The organism is Asticcacaulis sp. AC402 (assembly GCF_000495835.1).
Classification (GTDB): Bacteria; Pseudomonadota; Alphaproteobacteria; order Caulobacterales; family Caulobacteraceae; genus Asticcacaulis.
Window position 1 is genome coordinate 175,630 of sequence record NZ_AWGC01000015.1, and the last position, 17,423, is coordinate 193,052.

17 protein-coding genes are annotated in these 17,423 nt (G+C 59.5%); 13 read left to right on the forward strand and 4 right to left on the reverse strand.

The features are described from left to right. Window positions 1-138 precede the first annotated feature (138 nt). The 6 genes from tpiA (at window position 139) to rpmF (ending at window position 4,703) form a co-directional block, all read left to right on the forward strand. On the forward strand, window positions 139-876 hold the full coding sequence (tpiA, locus tag ABAC402_RS30440; RefSeq protein WP_023449548.1) for a triose-phosphate isomerase: 738 nt from the start codon (window positions 139-141) through the stop codon (window positions 874-876). A gap of 139 nt (window positions 877-1,015) precedes the next feature. Continuing rightward, complete coding sequence (secG, locus tag ABAC402_RS30445; RefSeq protein WP_023449549.1) at window positions 1,016-1,558, forward strand: preprotein translocase subunit SecG; 543 nt, start codon at window positions 1,016-1,018, stop codon at window positions 1,556-1,558. Window positions 1,559-1,638: 80 nt separating this feature from the next. Beyond that, a complete protein-coding gene (locus tag ABAC402_RS30450) occupies window positions 1,639-3,276 on the forward strand; it encodes a CTP synthase (RefSeq protein ID WP_023449550.1) in 1,638 nt (545 codons plus the stop codon). 72 nt (window positions 3,277-3,348) lie between these two features. Next, on the forward strand, window positions 3,349-3,735 hold the full coding sequence (locus ABAC402_RS30455; protein WP_023449551.1) for a RidA family protein: 387 nt from the start codon (window positions 3,349-3,351) through the stop codon (window positions 3,733-3,735). A 173-nt stretch (window positions 3,736-3,908) separates the two neighbouring features. Then, entirely contained in the window at window positions 3,909-4,406 is a 498-nt protein-coding gene (locus ABAC402_RS30460; RefSeq protein WP_023449552.1) for a hypothetical protein, read from the forward strand. 114 nt (window positions 4,407-4,520) lie between these two features. Then, complete coding sequence (gene rpmF / locus ABAC402_RS30465; RefSeq protein ID WP_023449553.1) at window positions 4,521-4,703, forward strand: 50S ribosomal protein L32; 183 nt, start codon at window positions 4,521-4,523, stop codon at window positions 4,701-4,703. A 65-nt stretch (window positions 4,704-4,768) separates the two neighbouring features. On the opposite strand, the gene ABAC402_RS30470 is transcribed toward rpmF, so the two are convergent. Continuing rightward, a complete protein-coding gene (locus ABAC402_RS30470; protein WP_023449554.1) occupies window positions 4,769-5,011 on the reverse strand; it encodes a hypothetical protein in 243 nt (80 codons plus the stop codon). A 226-nt stretch (window positions 5,012-5,237) separates the two neighbouring features. Between ABAC402_RS30470 and ABAC402_RS30475 the strand changes: the two genes are divergently transcribed. The 7 genes from ABAC402_RS30475 (at window position 5,238) to lpdA (ending at window position 12,877) form a co-directional block, all read left to right on the forward strand. Further along, on the forward strand, window positions 5,238-5,639 hold the full coding sequence (locus ABAC402_RS30475) for a hypothetical protein (protein WP_023449555.1): 402 nt from the start codon (window positions 5,238-5,240) through the stop codon (window positions 5,637-5,639). A gap of 86 nt (window positions 5,640-5,725) precedes the next feature. Next, complete coding sequence (gene eno / locus ABAC402_RS30480) at window positions 5,726-7,003, forward strand: phosphopyruvate hydratase (RefSeq protein WP_023449556.1); 1,278 nt, start codon at window positions 5,726-5,728, stop codon at window positions 7,001-7,003. A 306-nt stretch (window positions 7,004-7,309) separates the two neighbouring features. Then, window positions 7,310-7,600, forward strand: a complete 291-nt coding sequence (locus ABAC402_RS30485; RefSeq protein WP_023449557.1) for a septum formation initiator family protein — start codon at window positions 7,310-7,312, stop codon at window positions 7,598-7,600. A gap of 142 nt (window positions 7,601-7,742) precedes the next feature. After that, window positions 7,743-8,750, forward strand: a complete 1,008-nt coding sequence (gene pdhA, locus ABAC402_RS30490) for a pyruvate dehydrogenase (acetyl-transferring) E1 component subunit alpha (protein ID WP_023449558.1) — start codon at window positions 7,743-7,745, stop codon at window positions 8,748-8,750. A 96-nt stretch (window positions 8,751-8,846) separates the two neighbouring features. Further along, complete coding sequence (locus ABAC402_RS30495) at window positions 8,847-10,193, forward strand: pyruvate dehydrogenase complex E1 component subunit beta (RefSeq protein WP_031235578.1); 1,347 nt, start codon at window positions 8,847-8,849, stop codon at window positions 10,191-10,193. A 12-nt stretch (window positions 10,194-10,205) separates the two neighbouring features. Continuing rightward, complete coding sequence (locus ABAC402_RS30500) at window positions 10,206-11,462, forward strand: pyruvate dehydrogenase complex dihydrolipoamide acetyltransferase (RefSeq protein ID WP_023449560.1); 1,257 nt, start codon at window positions 10,206-10,208, stop codon at window positions 11,460-11,462. 14 nt (window positions 11,463-11,476) lie between these two features. Beyond that, complete coding sequence (lpdA, locus tag ABAC402_RS30505) at window positions 11,477-12,877, forward strand: dihydrolipoyl dehydrogenase (protein ID WP_023449561.1); 1,401 nt, start codon at window positions 11,477-11,479, stop codon at window positions 12,875-12,877. A gap of 465 nt (window positions 12,878-13,342) precedes the next feature. Here the strand turns inward: lpdA and ABAC402_RS30510 are convergent, their stop codons facing one another. From ABAC402_RS30510 to ABAC402_RS30520, 3 genes are read right to left on the reverse strand one after another with little or no spacing between them, the layout of a single operon-like run. Further along, window positions 13,343-14,665, reverse strand: coding sequence for a PepSY domain-containing protein (locus tag ABAC402_RS30510; protein WP_023449562.1), 1,323 nt, complete (start codon window positions 14,663-14,665; stop codon window positions 13,343-13,345). A 4-nt stretch (window positions 14,666-14,669) separates the two neighbouring features. Continuing rightward, a complete protein-coding gene (locus tag ABAC402_RS30515) occupies window positions 14,670-16,940 on the reverse strand; it encodes a TonB-dependent receptor (RefSeq protein WP_023449563.1) in 2,271 nt (756 codons plus the stop codon). 58 nt (window positions 16,941-16,998) lie between these two features. Then, complete coding sequence (locus tag ABAC402_RS30520) at window positions 16,999-17,400, reverse strand: hypothetical protein (protein ID WP_023449564.1); 402 nt, start codon at window positions 17,398-17,400, stop codon at window positions 16,999-17,001. Window positions 17,401-17,423 lie beyond the last annotated feature (23 nt).

Consider the following 17,423-nt stretch of genomic DNA (forward strand, 5'->3'; position numbering starts at 1 on the left):
GTTTCGATCAAATCCCGGCCTTTTTCCTTGGCGCGAATGCAGCTGTCAGTCTATGGTTTTCGCCGGTGTGCAACCGATTACTCCGAATGACGGGGAGGGGCGGCGCGCCTGCCACAAAAACAGCCAGCACAGAACCTAATGCCACAACGCCACCTGATCGCGGCCAACTGGAAGATGAACGGCGTCAAAGCCGCACTTCCGGTCGCCAAAGCTATTGCCGAAATTGCCAGCAACCACCGGGCCCAGATTGTCATTTTTCCTCCCGCGACGCTTTTGCCACTTATGAGTCAGCTTCTGGAGGGCTCGTCCGTACAACTGGGCGGGCAGGACTGCCACCATATGGATGTCGGCGCCTTTACCGGTGATGTTTCCGCGGCCCAGCTCAGGGATGCCGGAGCCACCATGGTCATTCTCGGCCATTCTGAACGCCGCCATGGCCATCTCGAACCATGCGAACTTGTTGCGCGCAAGGTGAAGGCCGCACTGCGTGCCGGATTGACCCCGATCATCTGCATCGGCGAAACCCTGGACCAGCGCAAGGCCAACAAGACCGCCGAAGTCCTTACCAGGCAACTTCGGGACAGCCTGCCGGACGACCTCGCAGGAAACGCCTTTCATGTCTCATATGAGCCGGTTTGGGCAATCGGCACGGGTCTGATTGCTTCGGATGCCCAGATTTGCGAAGCCATTGGGCTCGTGCGGACCTGGCTGAGTGAACGCTTTCCTAATGCTGCGCCCAATATCCTCTATGGGGGCTCGGTCAAGCCGTCGAACGCCGCCCACGTTTTGAAACTGTCCGGTGTCGGCGGGGCCCTGGTTGGCGGGGCCTCTCTTACCGTCGAAGAGTTCGCGCCCATCATGGCTGCAGGGGATTAAAGCCCGAAGTTGCCGGGTCGGGTCTTGTAATTGGCTGTCCACGTCATATTTCTGACGTCTCACCTGCATTGGGCTATGGCCAACCGGCTGTGACAATGCTAAGGCCCGGCGACTTTCCTTTACGGTTCAAAACCCTGACATGTTATTCGGCATCCTCCTTACCATCCAAATCATCGTCTGCCTGGCCCTGGGCGGCCTGGTCCTGATCCAGCGGTCGGAGGGCGGCGCTCTCGGTGTTGGCGGCAGCCCGTCGGGCTTCATGTCGGCGCGCGGCGCTGGCAACCTCCTGACGCGCGCGACGTCGATCCTGGGCTTCCTGTTCTTTGCCTGCGCCATTGCCATGACGATCGTTGGCAACCTCGATTCCCAGGCCCAGAGGCGTTCGGCTCTTGAAAACGTGGACGTGTCCAAACTGCCGGCAACCGCACCAGTGACCCAGCCGCAGCAAGCACCGCCTCCCGCTGCTGCGCCGGCGTCGTCGGCACCGTCCCTGGCGGACCTCCCGCTGGGTACGGCTGCGCCGGCACCGGCTTCGTCTGTGTCTTCGTCCGCTGTATCGTCCAAGGCTCCGACAGTGCAGCCGGCGGCCAGCACGTCATCGTCCAGCCGCCCCGCCGCTGTACCGGCCGCACCCAGCGCTTCGGCACCGGCGACGTCTTCGACAACTTCGCCCGCTCAGTAACGGCGAATCGCTCTAGAGTTCAGGTTTCAGGCCCACGGGTTGCCAAGACCCGTGGGTCCTTCTTTGATGGGTAATTGGACATGGCGGCCCGGTTTGTTTTCATCACTGGCGGGGTGGTGTCCTCGCTCGGCAAGGGATTGGCATCTGCGGCGCTGGGGGCGCTGCTTCAGGCGCGCGGCTTCAAGGTTCGTCTGCGCAAGCTCGATCCGTATCTGAACGTCGACCCAGGTACGATGAGCCCCTACCAGCACGGCGAGGTCTTTGTCACGGACGACGGGGCCGAGACTGATCTCGATCTTGGCCATTACGAGCGCTTTACTGGCGTTAATGCGCGCAAGTCCGACAATATCACCACCGGCCGAATCTATTCCAACATCATCGAAAAAGAGCGCCGCGGCGACTACTTAGGGGCCACAGTTCAAGTGGTGCCGCATGTCACTAACGAGATCAAGGCTTTCGTCCTGTCCGATCAGGGCGATGCTGACTTCATCCTCGTCGAGATTGGCGGCACGGTCGGCGACATCGAAGGCCTGCCGTTCTTCGAAGCGATCCGTCAACTGGGACAGGAATTGCCGCGCCGCCAGTGCTGCTTTATCCATCTGACCCTGCTTCCCTTTGTCAAAACCGCCGGGGAGATGAAGACCAAGCCAACCCAGCACTCGGTCAAGGAACTGCGCTCGATCGGTATCCAGCCCGATATACTGCTGTGCCGCTGTGAGCAGGAAATCCCGGCGGAAGAACGCCGCAAGATCGGCCTCTTCTGCAACGTCCGCGAAACGGCGGTCATCCAGGCACTGGACAGCGAAAACATCTACGCTGTCCCGCTCGACTATCATCGTCAGGGTTTCGATACCGAGGTCCTGAGCGTCTTCGGCATGGAACCCGAAGGTGAGCCCGACCTGTCGTCCTGGCAGGACATCACCAAGCGCTATCAGCATCCGGACGGTGAGGTTTCGATCGCCATTGTTGGTAAGTACACCGTCTTAAAAGACGCTTATAAGTCGTTGATTGAAGCGCTTTATCATGGTGGTATGGCCAACAATGTCCGCGTCAAGATCGACTGGGTTGAGTCGGAAACCTTCGAGGCCGCGCCGGACGCGGTGATCGAGCGACTGGAGAACGTCCACGCCATTCTGGTTCCCGGTGGCTTCGGGGAACGCGGCGCCCTGGGCAAGATTGAGGCAGCACGTTTTGCCCGCGAAAACGACGTGCCCTATTTCGGTATCTGTTTCGGCATGCAGATGGCCTGTATTGAAGCAGCGCGCAACCAGGCGGGTATCAAGGACGCTTCGTCGACCGAGTTCGGTCATACGTCCGAACCCGTGGTCGGGCTGATGACCGAATGGCTGAGCGGCAACGAACTGACCAAGCGCGCTGCCGGTGGAAATCTGGGCGGCACCATGCGTTTAGGTGCTTATGAGGCTACTTTAAAGAATGAATCATTAGTCTCTGAAATCTATGGCGAAACGATCATTCACGAGCGCCACCGCCACCGTTACGAAGTCAACCGCGACTATATTCCGCGTCTGGAAGCTTGCGGCCTTAAGTTCAGCGGCATGTCGCCGGACGGGTTGTTGCCTGAGATCGTAGAGCGCGAGGATCACCCGTGGTTTATCGGCGTCCAGTACCACCCGGAACTGAAGTCGCGCCCCTTTGCACCGCACCCCTTGTTCAAGAGCTTCATCGCCGCCGCCATGGTCCGCAGCCGCCTGGTTTAAGCCAAAGAATGGCTTGATCCGGCGGCGCAGTGGCGGCATAGGCACGCTGATCTTCCAGAAGGACTGCTTCCCATGACCCGTCAACTCGTTTCCTCCGGCTCTCCGTTCGAAGGTGAAATCGGCTTTTCCCGCGCCGTGCGCACCGGCAACCGTATCGAGGTGTCGGGCACGGCGCCGATACGCGACGGCAAGACGGCCGGCATCGACGACCTTTACGAGCAAACCAAAACCTGCCTTGATATCATCCTGAAGGCCGTGGAACAGGCCGGGGGCAAGCCGACGGACATCGTCCGAACGCGGATATTCCTGACCGACATCTCGCGCTGGAAGGAGGCTGCCAAGGCCCACGGTGAGATCTTCGGCGACATCCGCCCGGCCTCGAGCTTTATCGGCACCAGCGCCCTGATCAATCCGGAATGGCTGGTTGAGATCGAAGCCTCGGCCCAGATTGAAGACTAGGCCTTGTCAACGCGTCGGATTGACCTCACAGTGCTTGTGGCTAGAGCGGGATGTGTATTGATAGAGTCAAAATCCCGCTATAAGTTTTTGTTTTGTAGCGCAATTTTTCCGAAAACGGGAGCGCCCGTACGGTGGCGTCCACTTTATCGGATTGCGCTCTGAAGGGACAGGGCATGGTTTTTAAGGACAATCTCGGACTTGCGGCGCGCACCGTCTTCTTCCTGATCGGCCTTCTGTTGCTTGCTGTGGCAGTGGCAACCGTGTATCATGACTGGCCGCTGGTCGTGGCCCGGAAGGCGTCACTTTTCGGCTTCGTGCTGACCTGCCTGATCTGCCTGCCACTCGGGATCCTGATCCTGGTCTGGGCGGTGATCGGCCACATGAAGACCTGGCGTATCGCGCCCGACGGGATTCACGTCCGAACGATGAGCCTGACCCACTGGGCCCGTGAAGACGTTCTGGAGGCCGATGAGATTGCCGATATCGCCGTCGAATCCTTTAACCACGACGAACACGGCCGCAAATCGGCTCACTGGGTGACCATTACCACGACCGATGGTCGCCGCCACAAGTCGCCGCGCGTCTATGATCCGATGGTTGCCGAAGCCATGCGGTCGCGGATTGCTGCCCTGAAACCGGGGCGTGCGGATATTTCCGCTTTTACCCCTTGATCACCCAGGCAACATAAGGCATAAGGCGCGCCTTCTGACTCATGTCACGTGCGTCATCCCCCTTTTCCGAGCCTGAAGGCCTGCGCTTTCGGCCATTTCTAGAGAGAGAGTTCCATGGCCGTCCCCAAGCGGAAAACCTCGCCCTCGCGCCGCAACATGCGCCGTTCGCATGACGCCTTGGGTCCCAATCCCTACACTGAAGACAAGGACACCGGCGAACTGCGCCGTCCCCACCATGTCGACCTGAAGACCGGCATGTACAAGGGCCGTCAGGTGATCACGCCGAAGAAGGACTAATCCGTTCTCAAGGTGCCGAAAATTCAAACGCGGGTCGCCAGACCCGCGTTTTTTTCATTGAGCGGTCAAAGGCCGGTGGAGATCGCCGCGGCAGCCTCGGGCAGCTTTTCCAGGTCTTCTCGGGGTACCGCTGCCACCGGGAAGCGGTCGTCGTCCCAGGTGACATAGACCGTACCGGCGTTGACCCTGGCGGTTTCTGTTTCCGGGACGATCTTGTCCTCGCCGGCGGGATTGGCGTTCACGGTGCCCAGCCCCTTGACCTTGTGGCTGACGCGATTACCGTCTCTCAGGATTTCGTTCTCTGGCATTATAACCTCCTGTGGCTGTTGGATCAGGCTGACTGAAAACTGCGTAAGGGTTCAATGCGGGGCGCGCCGTTATGATTGCGCCAACGCCAGCGGCGACATCGAGGCGGCGCATTGGTTTGGCCTTGAGGCGCGCGGTTAAGTGAGGGGATGCCGCGAGGGAAGGGCTGTAGCACCAAGAGCTGGAATATGTCTTCGAGCAGCCGAGAGAAACTGTCGACGTCTTTGTATGGACGAGTTTTTGGGCTATTCCTTTTCTGCGCAATGGGCGGATTTTGTGCAACGTTTTCTGCTATTTTTCGCGCTGGCTTTAGGTTTCGCATCGCCGTGTTTTGCCACTGAATTTTTGACGGATGTGAAGTGGTCGCGTTTGCCGACATTGGATGAATTCAATGCACATTATCCCTCTCGCACGGAGGACGACTTCGTCGGAGAGGTGCATTTGGAGTGCCGGATTCGAACCCGCCAAGGCGACTTGAAGTGCAAGAGCCCTGAAATCGACCCCTGGTACGTGCACATTGGGAAGTTCGTGCAAGCTCTCGCTGAAGGCTATTATAAGGTCGATATGGCGAAAACCGATCGGGCGGCCGTGGGGAGGCACGTTCGTATCACGATCAGGTTCGCCGATTAGCCGATCCCGCATCGTGCTTGCCTCTGGCGGCGTCCCTTGCTAACAGGGCGCGAACTTTGACCGTCTCATAACGCAGGATTCCCCCCATGCCCGAAATCATCGATATCACAGCCCGCGAAATCCTCGATTCCCGCGGCAATCCCACCGTCGAAGTCGATGTCACCCTGGACGACGGTTCGTTCGGCCGCGCTGCCGTGCCGTCAGGTGCCTCGACCGGCGCCCATGAAGCGGTTGAAAAGCGCGATGGCGATATGTCGCGTTACGGCGGCAAGGGCGTCCGTCAGGCCGTCGACGCCGTCAATGGCGAGATTTTCGAAGCCATCTCGGGTTTTGAAGCGCTGGATCAACGCCGCCTCGACCAGACCCTGATCAACCTGGACGGCACGCCGAACAAGGCGCGACTGGGCGCCAATGCCATCCTGGGTGTGTCGCTGGCCACCGCTCGCGCCGCCGCAGCCGCCACCAACCTGCCGCTTTATAAGTATGTTGGCGGTCTGAGCGCCCGCGTCCTGCCGGTGCCGCTGATGAACATCATCAATGGCGGCGCCCACGCCGACAATCCCATCGACATCCAGGAATTTATGATCGTTCCGGCCGGTGCTCCGGACTTCTCGGAAGCCCTGCGTATGGGCGCCGAGATCTTCCACGCCTTGAAGAAGGCGTTGAAGCAAGCCGGTCACAACACCAATGTCGGCGACGAGGGCGGCTTTGCCCCGAATCTGCAGTCGTCGGAAGAAGCCCTGGCCTTCATCATGAAGGCCGGCGAGCAGGCCGGTTACAAGGCTGGTTCAGACTTCTGGCTGGCCATGGACGTGGCCTCGACCGAGTTCTTCAAGGACAATAAGTACAATCTGGCCGGCGAAAAGAAGGTTTTGATTGCCGACCAGATGGTCGACTATCTTGAAAAGCTGGTCGATGCTTTCCCGATCTGCTCGATCGAAGACGGTATGGCCGAGGACGACTACGATGGTTGGAAGGCCCTGACCGAGCGCCTGGGCGACCGCATTCAACTGGTTGGCGACGACTTGTTCGTCACCAACCCGGACCGTCTGGAAACGGGCATTGTCGAGGGCATGGGCAATTCGATCCTGGTGAAGGTCAACCAGATCGGCACCCTGTCGGAAACCATGGACGCCGTGGATATGGCCCACCGCGCCGGCTACACCAGCGTCATGTCGCACCGCTCTGGCGAGACCGAGGATTCGACGATCGCCGACCTGTCGGTGGCCATGAACTGCGGGCAGATCAAAACGGGCTCGCTGGCCCGTTCGGACCGGACCGCCAAGTACAATCAATTGCTGCGTATCGAATCGCTTCTGGATGATGAGGCGGTGTATGCGGGTGTGTCGGTGATCCGCTGTTAAAATTTGGGGTGTGGGGCCTGCGGCCCCACCTCCTTACCTTTTCCAACAAGAAAGCCCCGCCCCTCGGCGCGGGCTTTTTTATTGGAAAAAGGTAACGTGGGGTCACGGACCCCACACCCCGGAAGTTTTTACGGTTCACGTTTTGACAATATTGTTAAAAACGGTGTGATCGCTACGATAAATTCTTGCGCCTTCAGCGACATGATCAGTAACCGTTTGTTAACCGCGATCGCCGAAAACGGAAGCGAAGTGTCGCGTATCGGTCCAGAAAGGGCGTAAGTTTTGTTATTCCGATTGAGGCCATACTTGCCCACTGCACTGATAGCTCTTGTTCTGACCTATGTATGCGTCCAGTATTTGACGGGCGACAAGGGATTTTTCTCGCAGGAAGCCAGAGATTCGGAAATGAAGGCCAAGACCGAGCAGCTGGCCCAATTGAAAGCCGAGCGTTCCGACTTGGAGGCCCGAGCAAAATACTTGCGTACCGACAATCTGTCGCGCGATCTTCTTGAAGAGCGCGCCCGTGTGCTTTTGGGCCTGTCCGAGCCTAAAGCCTATATCATTCGTCGCCCATTGCGCGAAAACGTCGTTTCCTGAGCCGTCATTAGCCCTTTACGCGAGGGCATTCCCCTCCTAAAGGAGAGTGCCTTCGATGCGCGCCCCTGGACCGGTGTGGCGCCTATCGACCTGAATTTAAAGGCCGAACATTTTTTGGCCGAACCTTGTGAGGGAGGTGTCCATGGCGCGAACCGCCAAAGCCAGCGACAGCGATAAAAAGCTGAGCAATGTCTCCAAAGACGAGCTGCTGAAATATTACCGTGAAATGGTACTGATCCGCCGCTTCGAAGAACGCGCAGGCCAACTGTACGGCATGGGCCTGATCGGCGGTTTTTGCCATCTCTATATCGGCCAGGAAGCCGTCGCCGTTGGCATGGAAGCGGCTTCGAAGGACGGCGACCAGGTCATCACAGGCTATCGCGACCACGGCCATATGCTGGCCGCCGGCATGGACCCCAAGGCTGTGATGGCCGAATTGACTGGCCGTGCCGGTGGTTCGTCCAAAGGCAAGGGTGGGTCGATGCACATGTTCGATATCGCCACAGGCTTCTACGGCGGCCACGGTATCGTGGGGGCACAGGTGTCGCTCGGTACGGGTCTGGCCTTTTCGGACCATTACCGCCAGAACGGCAATGTCTCCTTTACCTACTTCGGTGATGGTGCCGCCAATCAGGGCCAGGTTTACGAAAGCTTCAACATGGCCCAGCTGTGGAAGCTTCCGGTTGTATACGTGATTGAGAACAATGAATACGCGATGGGCACTTCGTTGGCCCGCGCCTCGGCCACCATCAACCTGTCGCAACGCGGCGCCTCGTTCGGAATCCCGGGTGAAACCGTCGATGGCATGGATGTCTTCGCCGTCAAGGATGCGGCTGAACGCGCCGCCGAACATGCACGCTCGGGCAAAGGCCCTTACATTCTGGAAATGAAGACCTATCGTTACCGCGGTCACTCCATGTCCGATCCGGCCAAGTATCGCAGCAAGGAGGAGGTCGACGAGGTCAAGACAACGCGCGACCCGATTGACCACATCAAAACCATGCTGCAGCAGGCCGGTGTCGCCGAAGACGAGATCAAAGCCATCGACAATGACGTGAAGGCCATTGTCTTGGAAGCGGTCGAATTCGCCCAGACGTCGCCGGAACCCGATCCATCGGAGCTCTTTACCGATATCTATACCGAGGCCTAAGCGTGAGGCGGGCGCCAGGCACCAAGAGGGGCCCGTAACGTTTTCAATCTTCAAAGGAAATCCGGCCGGAAAAGGTCGGCTCAGGTGGTACGATAAATGACAGACATACTTATGCCCGCCCTGTCTCCGACAATGGAGGAAGGCACGCTCAGCAAGTGGCTGGTCAAGGTTGGCGATGATATTTCCGCCGGCCAGGTGATCGCGGAAATTGAGACGGACAAGGCGACCATGGAAGTGGAAGCCGTCGACGAAGGCAAGGTCGAGGCTATCCTGGTCGAGGCCGGCACTGAAGGCGTCAAGGTCAATACGCCGATCGCACGGCTGGAAGGCGGTGCGGCGGCCTCGCCGGCGCCCACCAGGGCTGCGCCTGAGGCGGCTCCTGTAGCTGCGGCGGAACCAACGGCCGCCCCGGTCGCGTCAAAGGCTGAGGTAAGGGACCCGGAATTCCCCGAAGGCACGACGATGATCAAGATCACGGTCCGCGACGCCCTGCGCGATGCCATGGCCGAGGAAATGCGCCGCGACGACACCGTCTTCCTGATGGGTGAAGAAGTGGCTCAGTATCAGGGGGCCTACAAGGTTTCGCGCGGCCTGCTGGAAGAGTTCGGTGAGCGGCGCGTCATCGACACCCCGATCACCGAAATGGGCTTTGCGGGTATCGGTTCGGGCGCTGCCATGGCCGGCCTCAAGCCGATTATCGAGTTCATGACGTTTAACTTCGCCATGCAAGCCATTGACCACATTATCAATTCTTCGGCCAAGACGCTGTACATGTCTGGCGGTCAGATCAAGTCATCGATCGTCTTCCGCGGTCCGAACGGTGCCGCCGCCCGCGTCGCCGCCCAGCACTCGCAGGACTACAGCGCCTGGTACGCCAACGTGCCGGGCCTGAAGGTCCTGGCGCCGTACGACGCTGCCGATGCCAAGGGCCTGCTCAAGGCCGCCATTCGCGATCCGAACCCGGTCGTCTTCCTCGAGCACGAGATGATGTATGGCAACGAGTTCGAAATCCCCGATGTCGAGGATTTTGTGCTGCCAATCGGCAAGGCCAAGATACAGCGCACAGGCAAGGATGTCACAATCACGGCGCACTCGCGCATGGTCGGTTTCGCCCTGAAGGCCGCCGAACAACTGGCGGCCGAAGGCATTGATGTCGAAGTCATCAATCTGCGCACCCTGCGTCCGCTGGATACCGACACCATCCTCGCTTCGGTCCGCAAGACCAACCGTCTGGTCACTGTCGAAGAGGGCTGGGGGCCGTGCGGTATCGGCGCCGAAGTCGCCGCGCGCGTCGTAGCCGAGGCCTTCGACGACCTGGACGCCCCGCCGCTGCGCGTGCACCAGGAAGACGTGCCGATGCCCTACGCCGCCAACCTTGAAGCCATGGTGGTCCCGTCGGTCGAAAAGATCGTCAAGGCCGTCAAGGCCGTGACCTATCGCTAAGGAGCCAACCGCATGACTGATATTCTGATGCCGGCCCTGTCTCCGACGATGGAAGAGGGCATACTGGCCAAGTGGCACGTCAAGGTCGGGGATGAAATCTCCGCCGGCCAGGTCATAGCCGAAATCGAAACCGACAAGGCGACCATGGAAGTGGAAGCCGTCGACGAAGGTGTGATCGAAGCGATCCTGATCGACGCCGGCACCGAAGGCGTGAAGGTCAATACCCCGATCGCTCGCCTGGCCGGTGGCGCGTCTGCTCCGGCACCGGCACCCAAGGCTGCACCGGCCGCAGAAGCCCCGAAAGCGGCTGAAGCGCCCAAGCCCGCAGTTTCTGCTCCCGCTGCGGCGCCAGCCGTTTCGGGTGGTTCGCGTATCGCCGCTTCGCCGCTGGCGCGTCGCATGGCGACCATGGCCGGGCTGGATCTGAAGGGCATCACAGGCTCCGGCCCCCATGGCCGGATCATCAAGCGCGACATCGACGAGGCGCAAAAGGGCAGTGCCAAGGCGCCGGCCGCCGCCGCTGCGTCGACCGCCGAACCGCGCAAGGTCCAGAGTCTGGAGCAGATGGGTATTCCCGCCGGTTCCTACGACCTGGTTCCGCTGGACGGCATGCGCAAGGTCATCGCCCGCCGCATGACCGAATCCTTCCGCGACATCCCGCACTTCCCGCTCACCGTCGATATCGAGCTCGACGCCCTGCTGGCGGCGCGTGGCAAGATCAATACGGCGCTGGAGTCGCGCGGCATCAAGGTGTCGGTCAATGATATGATTATCAAGGCCGTAGCCCTGGCACTTAAACAAGTGCCTGAAGCCAATGCCTCGTACACGCCCGAAGGCATCGCGATGCATCACAATGCCGATATCGCCGTTGCCGTCGCCATCGATGGCGGTCTGATCACCCCGATCGTACGCAAGGCGGAAACCAAGTCGCTGGCCGAAATCTCCAAGGAGATGAAGGACCTGGCGCAACGGGCGCGCGATCGCAAGCTGAAGCCCGAAGAATTCCAGGGCGGCACCTTCTCCGTGTCCAACCTGGGCATGTTCGGTATCAAGACCTTTACCTCGATCCTGAACGAGCCGCAGGGCTGCATCATGTCGGTTGGCGCCGGCGAGCAGCGGGCTGTCGTCCGAAATGGTCAATTGGCCGTGGCCACCGTCATGTCGGTGACCCTGACCTGCGACCACCGTGTGGTCGACGGCTCGATCGGAGCCAAGTTCATCAGCGCCTTCAAGCCGCTGATCGAAGATCCTATCAAGATGTTGGCGTAAGGGACTGATATCACATGGCTTATGATCTCGTTGTTATCGGTTCCGGCCCCGGCGGTTACGAAGGCGCCATCCGCGCCAGTCAGAACGGCCTGAAGGTCGCCATTGTCGAGCGTGAACTGCTGGGCGGCATCTGCCTCAACTGGGGCTGTATCCCGACCAAGGCTTTGCTCAAGTCGGCCGAGGTGTTCGACAAAATCAACCACCTGTCCGACTATGGCCTCACCGGCGAAAAGCCGGGCTTTGACTTTGAGAAGGTGATCGGCCGTTCCCGCGCGGTGGCCAAGCAACTCAACGGCGGCGTCGGCTACCTGATGAAGAAGAACAAGATCGATGTTATCGAGGGCTTCGCGACGCTGGAACCCGGCAAGGACGCTCCCAAGGTGGTGGTCAAGCTGAATGCCGGCGGCACCAAGGACGTCGAAGCGAAAAACGTTATGCTGGCGGTCGGTGCCCGGGCGCGGGAAATCCCGCAAATCGGCGCCGTATCGGATGGCGATCGCATCTGGACCTATCGCAATGCCTTGACGCCCAAGAAAATGCCAAAGTCCCTGGTGGTCATCGGATCTGGCGCCATCGGCATCGAGTTCGCCAGTTTCTATCGCTCGCTGGGCGCTGACGTGACCGTAGTCGAGGCCCTGGACCGGATTTTGCCGGTCGAGGATGTCGAGGTTTCGGCTGAAGCCCACAAGGCTTTCGAAAAGCGCGGCATCAAGTTCCGCGTCAGTGCCAAGGTGACCAAGGTTGAAAAGACCAAGGACGGCGTGGCGGTTGCCGTAGAGGTTGCCGGCAAGACGGAAACCTTGTTGGCGGAAGGCTGTATTGTCGCTGTCGGCATCGTGGCGAATACGGACGGTATTGGCTTGGAGAAGCTGGGCGTCGAGATGGACCGCGGTCACGTCAAGAACGACAGCCATGGCAAGACCAACGTGAAGGGGCTGTTTGCGATCGGCGACTGCGCCGGACCGCCGTGGCTTGCCCACAAGGCATCACACGAAGCGATCCACGCTGTAGACTACATGGCCGGCCGCAAGCTGTCGAACCTGAACCCGCCGATTCCGGGCTGTACATATGCGACGCCGGAAGTGGCTTCCGTCGGTATCACCGAGCAGGGCGCGAAGGAGAAGGGGCTGGACGTCAAGATCGGCCGCTTCCCGTTCAAGGCCAATGGCAAGGCAATTGCGGCTGGCGAGTCCGGTGGCTTCGTCAAGGTGATCTTCGACAAAAAGACGGGCGCTTTGCTGGGCGCGCATTTGATAGGCGCCAACGTGACCGAGATGATCCAGGGCTTTTGCCTGGCGATCACTATGGAAGCGACCGAGGAGGATCTGCAGGGGACGGTGTTCCCGCATCCGACCATGTCGGAAGCGATTTTGGAAGCGTCGCTAGACGCGGACGGCAGAATGATCAATTTATAGAACGGGGTTTGGGGCCTGCGGCCCCAAGTCTTTCCTTCACCAAAAGAAAAACCCGGCCCGCTTTGGCCGGGTTTTCCTATTGGTATCAGCTGGTGCGGTCATACGCTCCTGTTTTGCAAGTCATCAGCTTTGGCTTGCGTTTTGAAATCTAAATAACTTTTAATCCAAAAGTTAGGCTTGGCGATCTTCCGTTGCCACTATGACTGCCTATATCCGAACTGCGGAGTCGGGACGCCTTCGCCGATGATTTTTGACACTTTGATAACAAGCTGGGGTCTCTTTCATCGCTTATTTACCATACGGGCGGCTATAGCGAGATGGCTTTAGGTTGAATCGCCATCTCGCTCTAAGTTTTTGTTTTGTCGCGCAATTTAACCGAAAAGTGCTGCACACTTTATCGGATTGCGCTCTAGATCACCGTCTATCGTTCAGGAGTTTTTGTTGTGCTGTTGTTGCGTTACCTGATTATGCTGTTAACCCCAGCCACGCCCTTGCGGCGCTGATCCTTCGCAGGATCAGTCGCTCGATCAAGGCGACCACCATGAGGCTGAGCCCCAGGACGGGCAAGACTATAGCCAGAACCAGGATGAGCACGCCCAGCCCGGGCCCCAGGCGCTCGTCCGGCAAAAGGGCGGGAGCGCCCAGGGTGTCAGTGGGACGGCGCTGCCACCACATGACCACAGCACTGACACACAGCGTCACCAGCCCGAGAGCGGTGAGCAGGCCGAGCGCCTGATTGATCCATCCGAACAATTGACCTTCGTGGGCGGCGATACCGACGCCGATGACCTGATCCAGGACCTTCTTGTCCCCGAAGGTCTCGCGGCTGATGACTTCGAGCATCTGTGGCTCGACCATCAGGGTCACGCGTTGCGGACGGTTGCCGGTTTCTGACGACAGCTTCCACAGGTTTCCCTTTGTCGGGGCGGCCAATATCACCGGCGCCGGCAGATCGAAGCCACGCGCCATATCCACCATTCCGCCGACATAGGTCAGGTCGACCGGCCTTCCGCCTTCGTTGTTCGCCGCCGTCCTTTCGCCGCTGCGTCCCTGGCTCCAGTCCTGAGTTGCTGCGGGTTGCCCCAGTTTGCGTACCTCCTTAAAAGCGCCTCCCCACACAAAGGTCCACGGCAGACCCGACAGAAGAAGAAAGATCGCGAAGGCTGAGACATAGATGCCTGTAACGGCATGTATGTCGCGCCAGAAGAGGCGTTTGCCCAGACCGAACCTGGGCCACAGGATACCGGCCAATCCCTTAGCCTGACGCGGCCACCAAAGGTAAAGACCGCTCAGGATCATGACGATCGCCCAGCAGGCGGCCAACTCAACGATGATTTCCCCTGTCCGGCCCGACAGGAGTTCGCCGTGAATGGTCTTGACCACCGCCATGAACCTGGCTTCCTCCGGCACCTGCTTCAAAATGGCCAGGCTTTGGGGGTGAACATAGACGCGGATCTTCTCGCCCTTGCTTTGCAGATTAATGCGTGCGGCATCATGGGTATTCTGGCGGACTTCAAGCGATCGGAAGCTCGCCCCAGGCACCGCTGCCTGGGCCGCCGCAATCTGGGCTGCGGCGGCCTGGGGCAGCCCATCGAATGCCAGATTGTCATACCGGGCGTCGATGGCGGCTTCGATCTGGGGCTTGAACAGATAGATCGGCCCCGTAATCGACAGAACGATGATAAACGGAACACAGATAAGGCCCGCATAGAAATGCCAACGCCAGACCATGCGATAATCGATCAGTTTTCGGGTAGCCTCGGCGAGCTTCCGGATCTTGTTTATCATGGGCTTAGGTCCGGTACTTCAGTTCCAGCATGAAGGTGCGCTGGGGCAGGGGGTGGGAGACATAGGCCTGGTCGTTGTTCATATTGTCAACGCCGAGGCTGACGTCCACGGCCGGTGTAAGGGCGTAGGTCAGCTTGGTGTCAACGAAACTGTACTCGGTCTGAAAGCCGTAGGCGCCACCGCGAACCAGGCCGAACAGGTCGGAATTGGGGCGCGACGCCAGGCGCCAACCGACACTCGCTTTCAGCTTAGGCGTCAGGGCATAGCGGACATTTCCATTCGTCCGCCACTTCGGTATGCGTGGGAACATAACGCCTTCCGCCGCCGGCGCCGAGGCGCTGCGCACCGTGCGGGCGTCCATCCATGAAACCGAAGCTTCGACGTCGAGCCCGTCCAGCAGGAGGTCATGCGACTCCCAGATGGCTTCGACCCCGTATTGTTTCATCCGATCAATATTCTGATACCGCGATACCACCGTGCCGTCATCGAGAACGCCCTGATAGCTGAAGATGGCATTGTCGATATCCTGGCCGAAGAAGCTACCGGTCAGCAGAACCTTGCCAAGCCTGCGGCGCACGATCAGGCTGGCGTCCTTTGAGACCTCCGACTTCAGGTTCGGATCGAAGCTGAGCGGATCGATTTCGCTCTGGCCGGCATTGATGCGGCCCTGGAACAGTTCGCCCACCGTGGGAAAACGCGTTGCCGTACCCAGGCTGACCTGGACGTTCCAGTCGTCACCTAGGTCGCTCTGGACGCTGAACTTTGGCGAAAGCGAGGTCTCATGGCGTTCAGGGTAGCCACGATTGACCGCCGCCGTGGCGATGCCACCCTCGAAGGCGCGCCAGTCGTCAAAGCGCAGTCCCAGGGTCATCACGGGTCCGTCAAGGTCGATCTCGTCCTCAACGAACGCGCCAGAAATGGTGGTCTTGCCAAAAGTGCGCGAGGCAAAAACCGGATTTGCCGCCGTCTTCCAGTTGCTGGTGTTGTAGGTCGAGGACTCGGTCTGGTACAGATTGGACGTCGCACCGAAGGCGACTGTATGGCGTCCAAAGGTTCGTTCCGCCGATCCGTCGAACGACCACCAGCCGATGTCTCCGTATACGGTTTGCTGACCGGCGACCTGGACCATATCCAGCGAGGTGCGGCTTTCCCAGTGTGGAATCGCATAGTTGGACAGGTTGGCCCGGATATCCCAGCCGTTCCAGGCGCCCGAAAGCTTGAACCCGGTCAGGAATTCCTGGCGCTCAGAGGTCGAATAGGTGACGCCGCGCGCAACATAGTTAACGCCGTCAAACCGAACCTTTGTGCCGGCGGACGTGGGAAGGACGGGGTTTCCCGAAGAATCCCGCAGCCAAGAGCGTGGGTCGGTCAGGTCCTGGTCTGTTCGCCAGGCCATAATCAGGGCGTCTGCCTTCCAGCCGTTGTCGAAGGCGTAGCCCAGGCGCAGACGCTGCTGATCCTGAACGACATCGACGGGTGAAGCCGCCCCGAACACCGGGGTGGCCAGCCGGCTGTCGGAATAGGCACCAGTAACCGGCGTGAAGACACCCGAGGCGGAAGACTTGGCCAGGAGGTTATAGGTCATGGATTGGCCGACATTTTCAAAGTGCCGGAAAGACGCCCGCGCGCTCCATGGGCCGTCCTTCTGGCGGTAGTTCAGGCCCCCTTCCAAAGAGTAGCCCGAAAACGTCTCATCAAAACCATATTCCTTGAACGGCATCGTGAATACCTGGCCGGTAGCATAGGCTCCGGTCTTCTTCGGTGTCTCCGTGGTAATCGAGACAACACCGCCCATCGAGTTGCCGCCGTAACGCGCCGAGTAGGGGCCATAGACGATGTCGAACTGGCGAATTTCGGCCGGCCCCACGACATTCCACTTCGGCGGATAGTCCCAGCGGTTGCCGAGGAAGTTGGAAACAACGTAGCCGTCAATCAGGACCAGCGTCCTCGCGCTTTGGATCGTGTTGGTACCACGTAGGGCGACGACGGCATTGTCATCACCAATGAACCGCTTACGCACAAAGAAGTTGGGTGTGTACTTCATCAGGTCTTCGACATTGACGGCATTGACCGCGTCCATTTGCTCCACACCGAGGGAGACGGAGAGGCCACGCGGAACGACGGTGATGGGGACGTTCTTCTGCCCAACAACAATCACCTCTTTGGGCGTCTCTGAGTCGGGTGTTTCAGCCCGTGCGGCCGGCGGAATCAGCGGCAGCAGGGAAGCTGTCGTGACGAGAAAGGCGACGAGCGCCTTGGATTTGAGATTATACATGAGGAATTACGTCTTCAAAAAGCAAGCAGGAGCGCGCGCCGATCGGCACGCAACGAAATCAGGCTTGATTTTCAGACGGAGGGCCGCAGGAATACGGACGCGGCGGGGCCCGGGCCTTGACCGGTGAGCCGGTGGTGGCTGGCTTCAATTCGCTGTAAGCGAAGGTGTAGAGGACAGGTTGAAGCGAGAGCGCCGGTGTTCGAATGGCCGTGATCGACGACAGAACGCAGTCAACGCATTTCAAGCCCAATGTGCCGGAGGTGTCGACAGTCTTGACCTTAGCGGTGAAGGCGGGGGCTTTGTCGTCGTTACAGATGGCGAACGGCGTATGGTCCATGGTCAAGGCCAGGGCCTGGACGGGGAACAAGGCTTGGGCAAACAGAGCAAAGATCACGACAAAGCAGGCCCAGAAGCGAACTTCCGGGACCCGTCGGTCAGTGATGGATTGCACCTGAGTCATGTCCTCCTTCTGGAGGCGTGGCG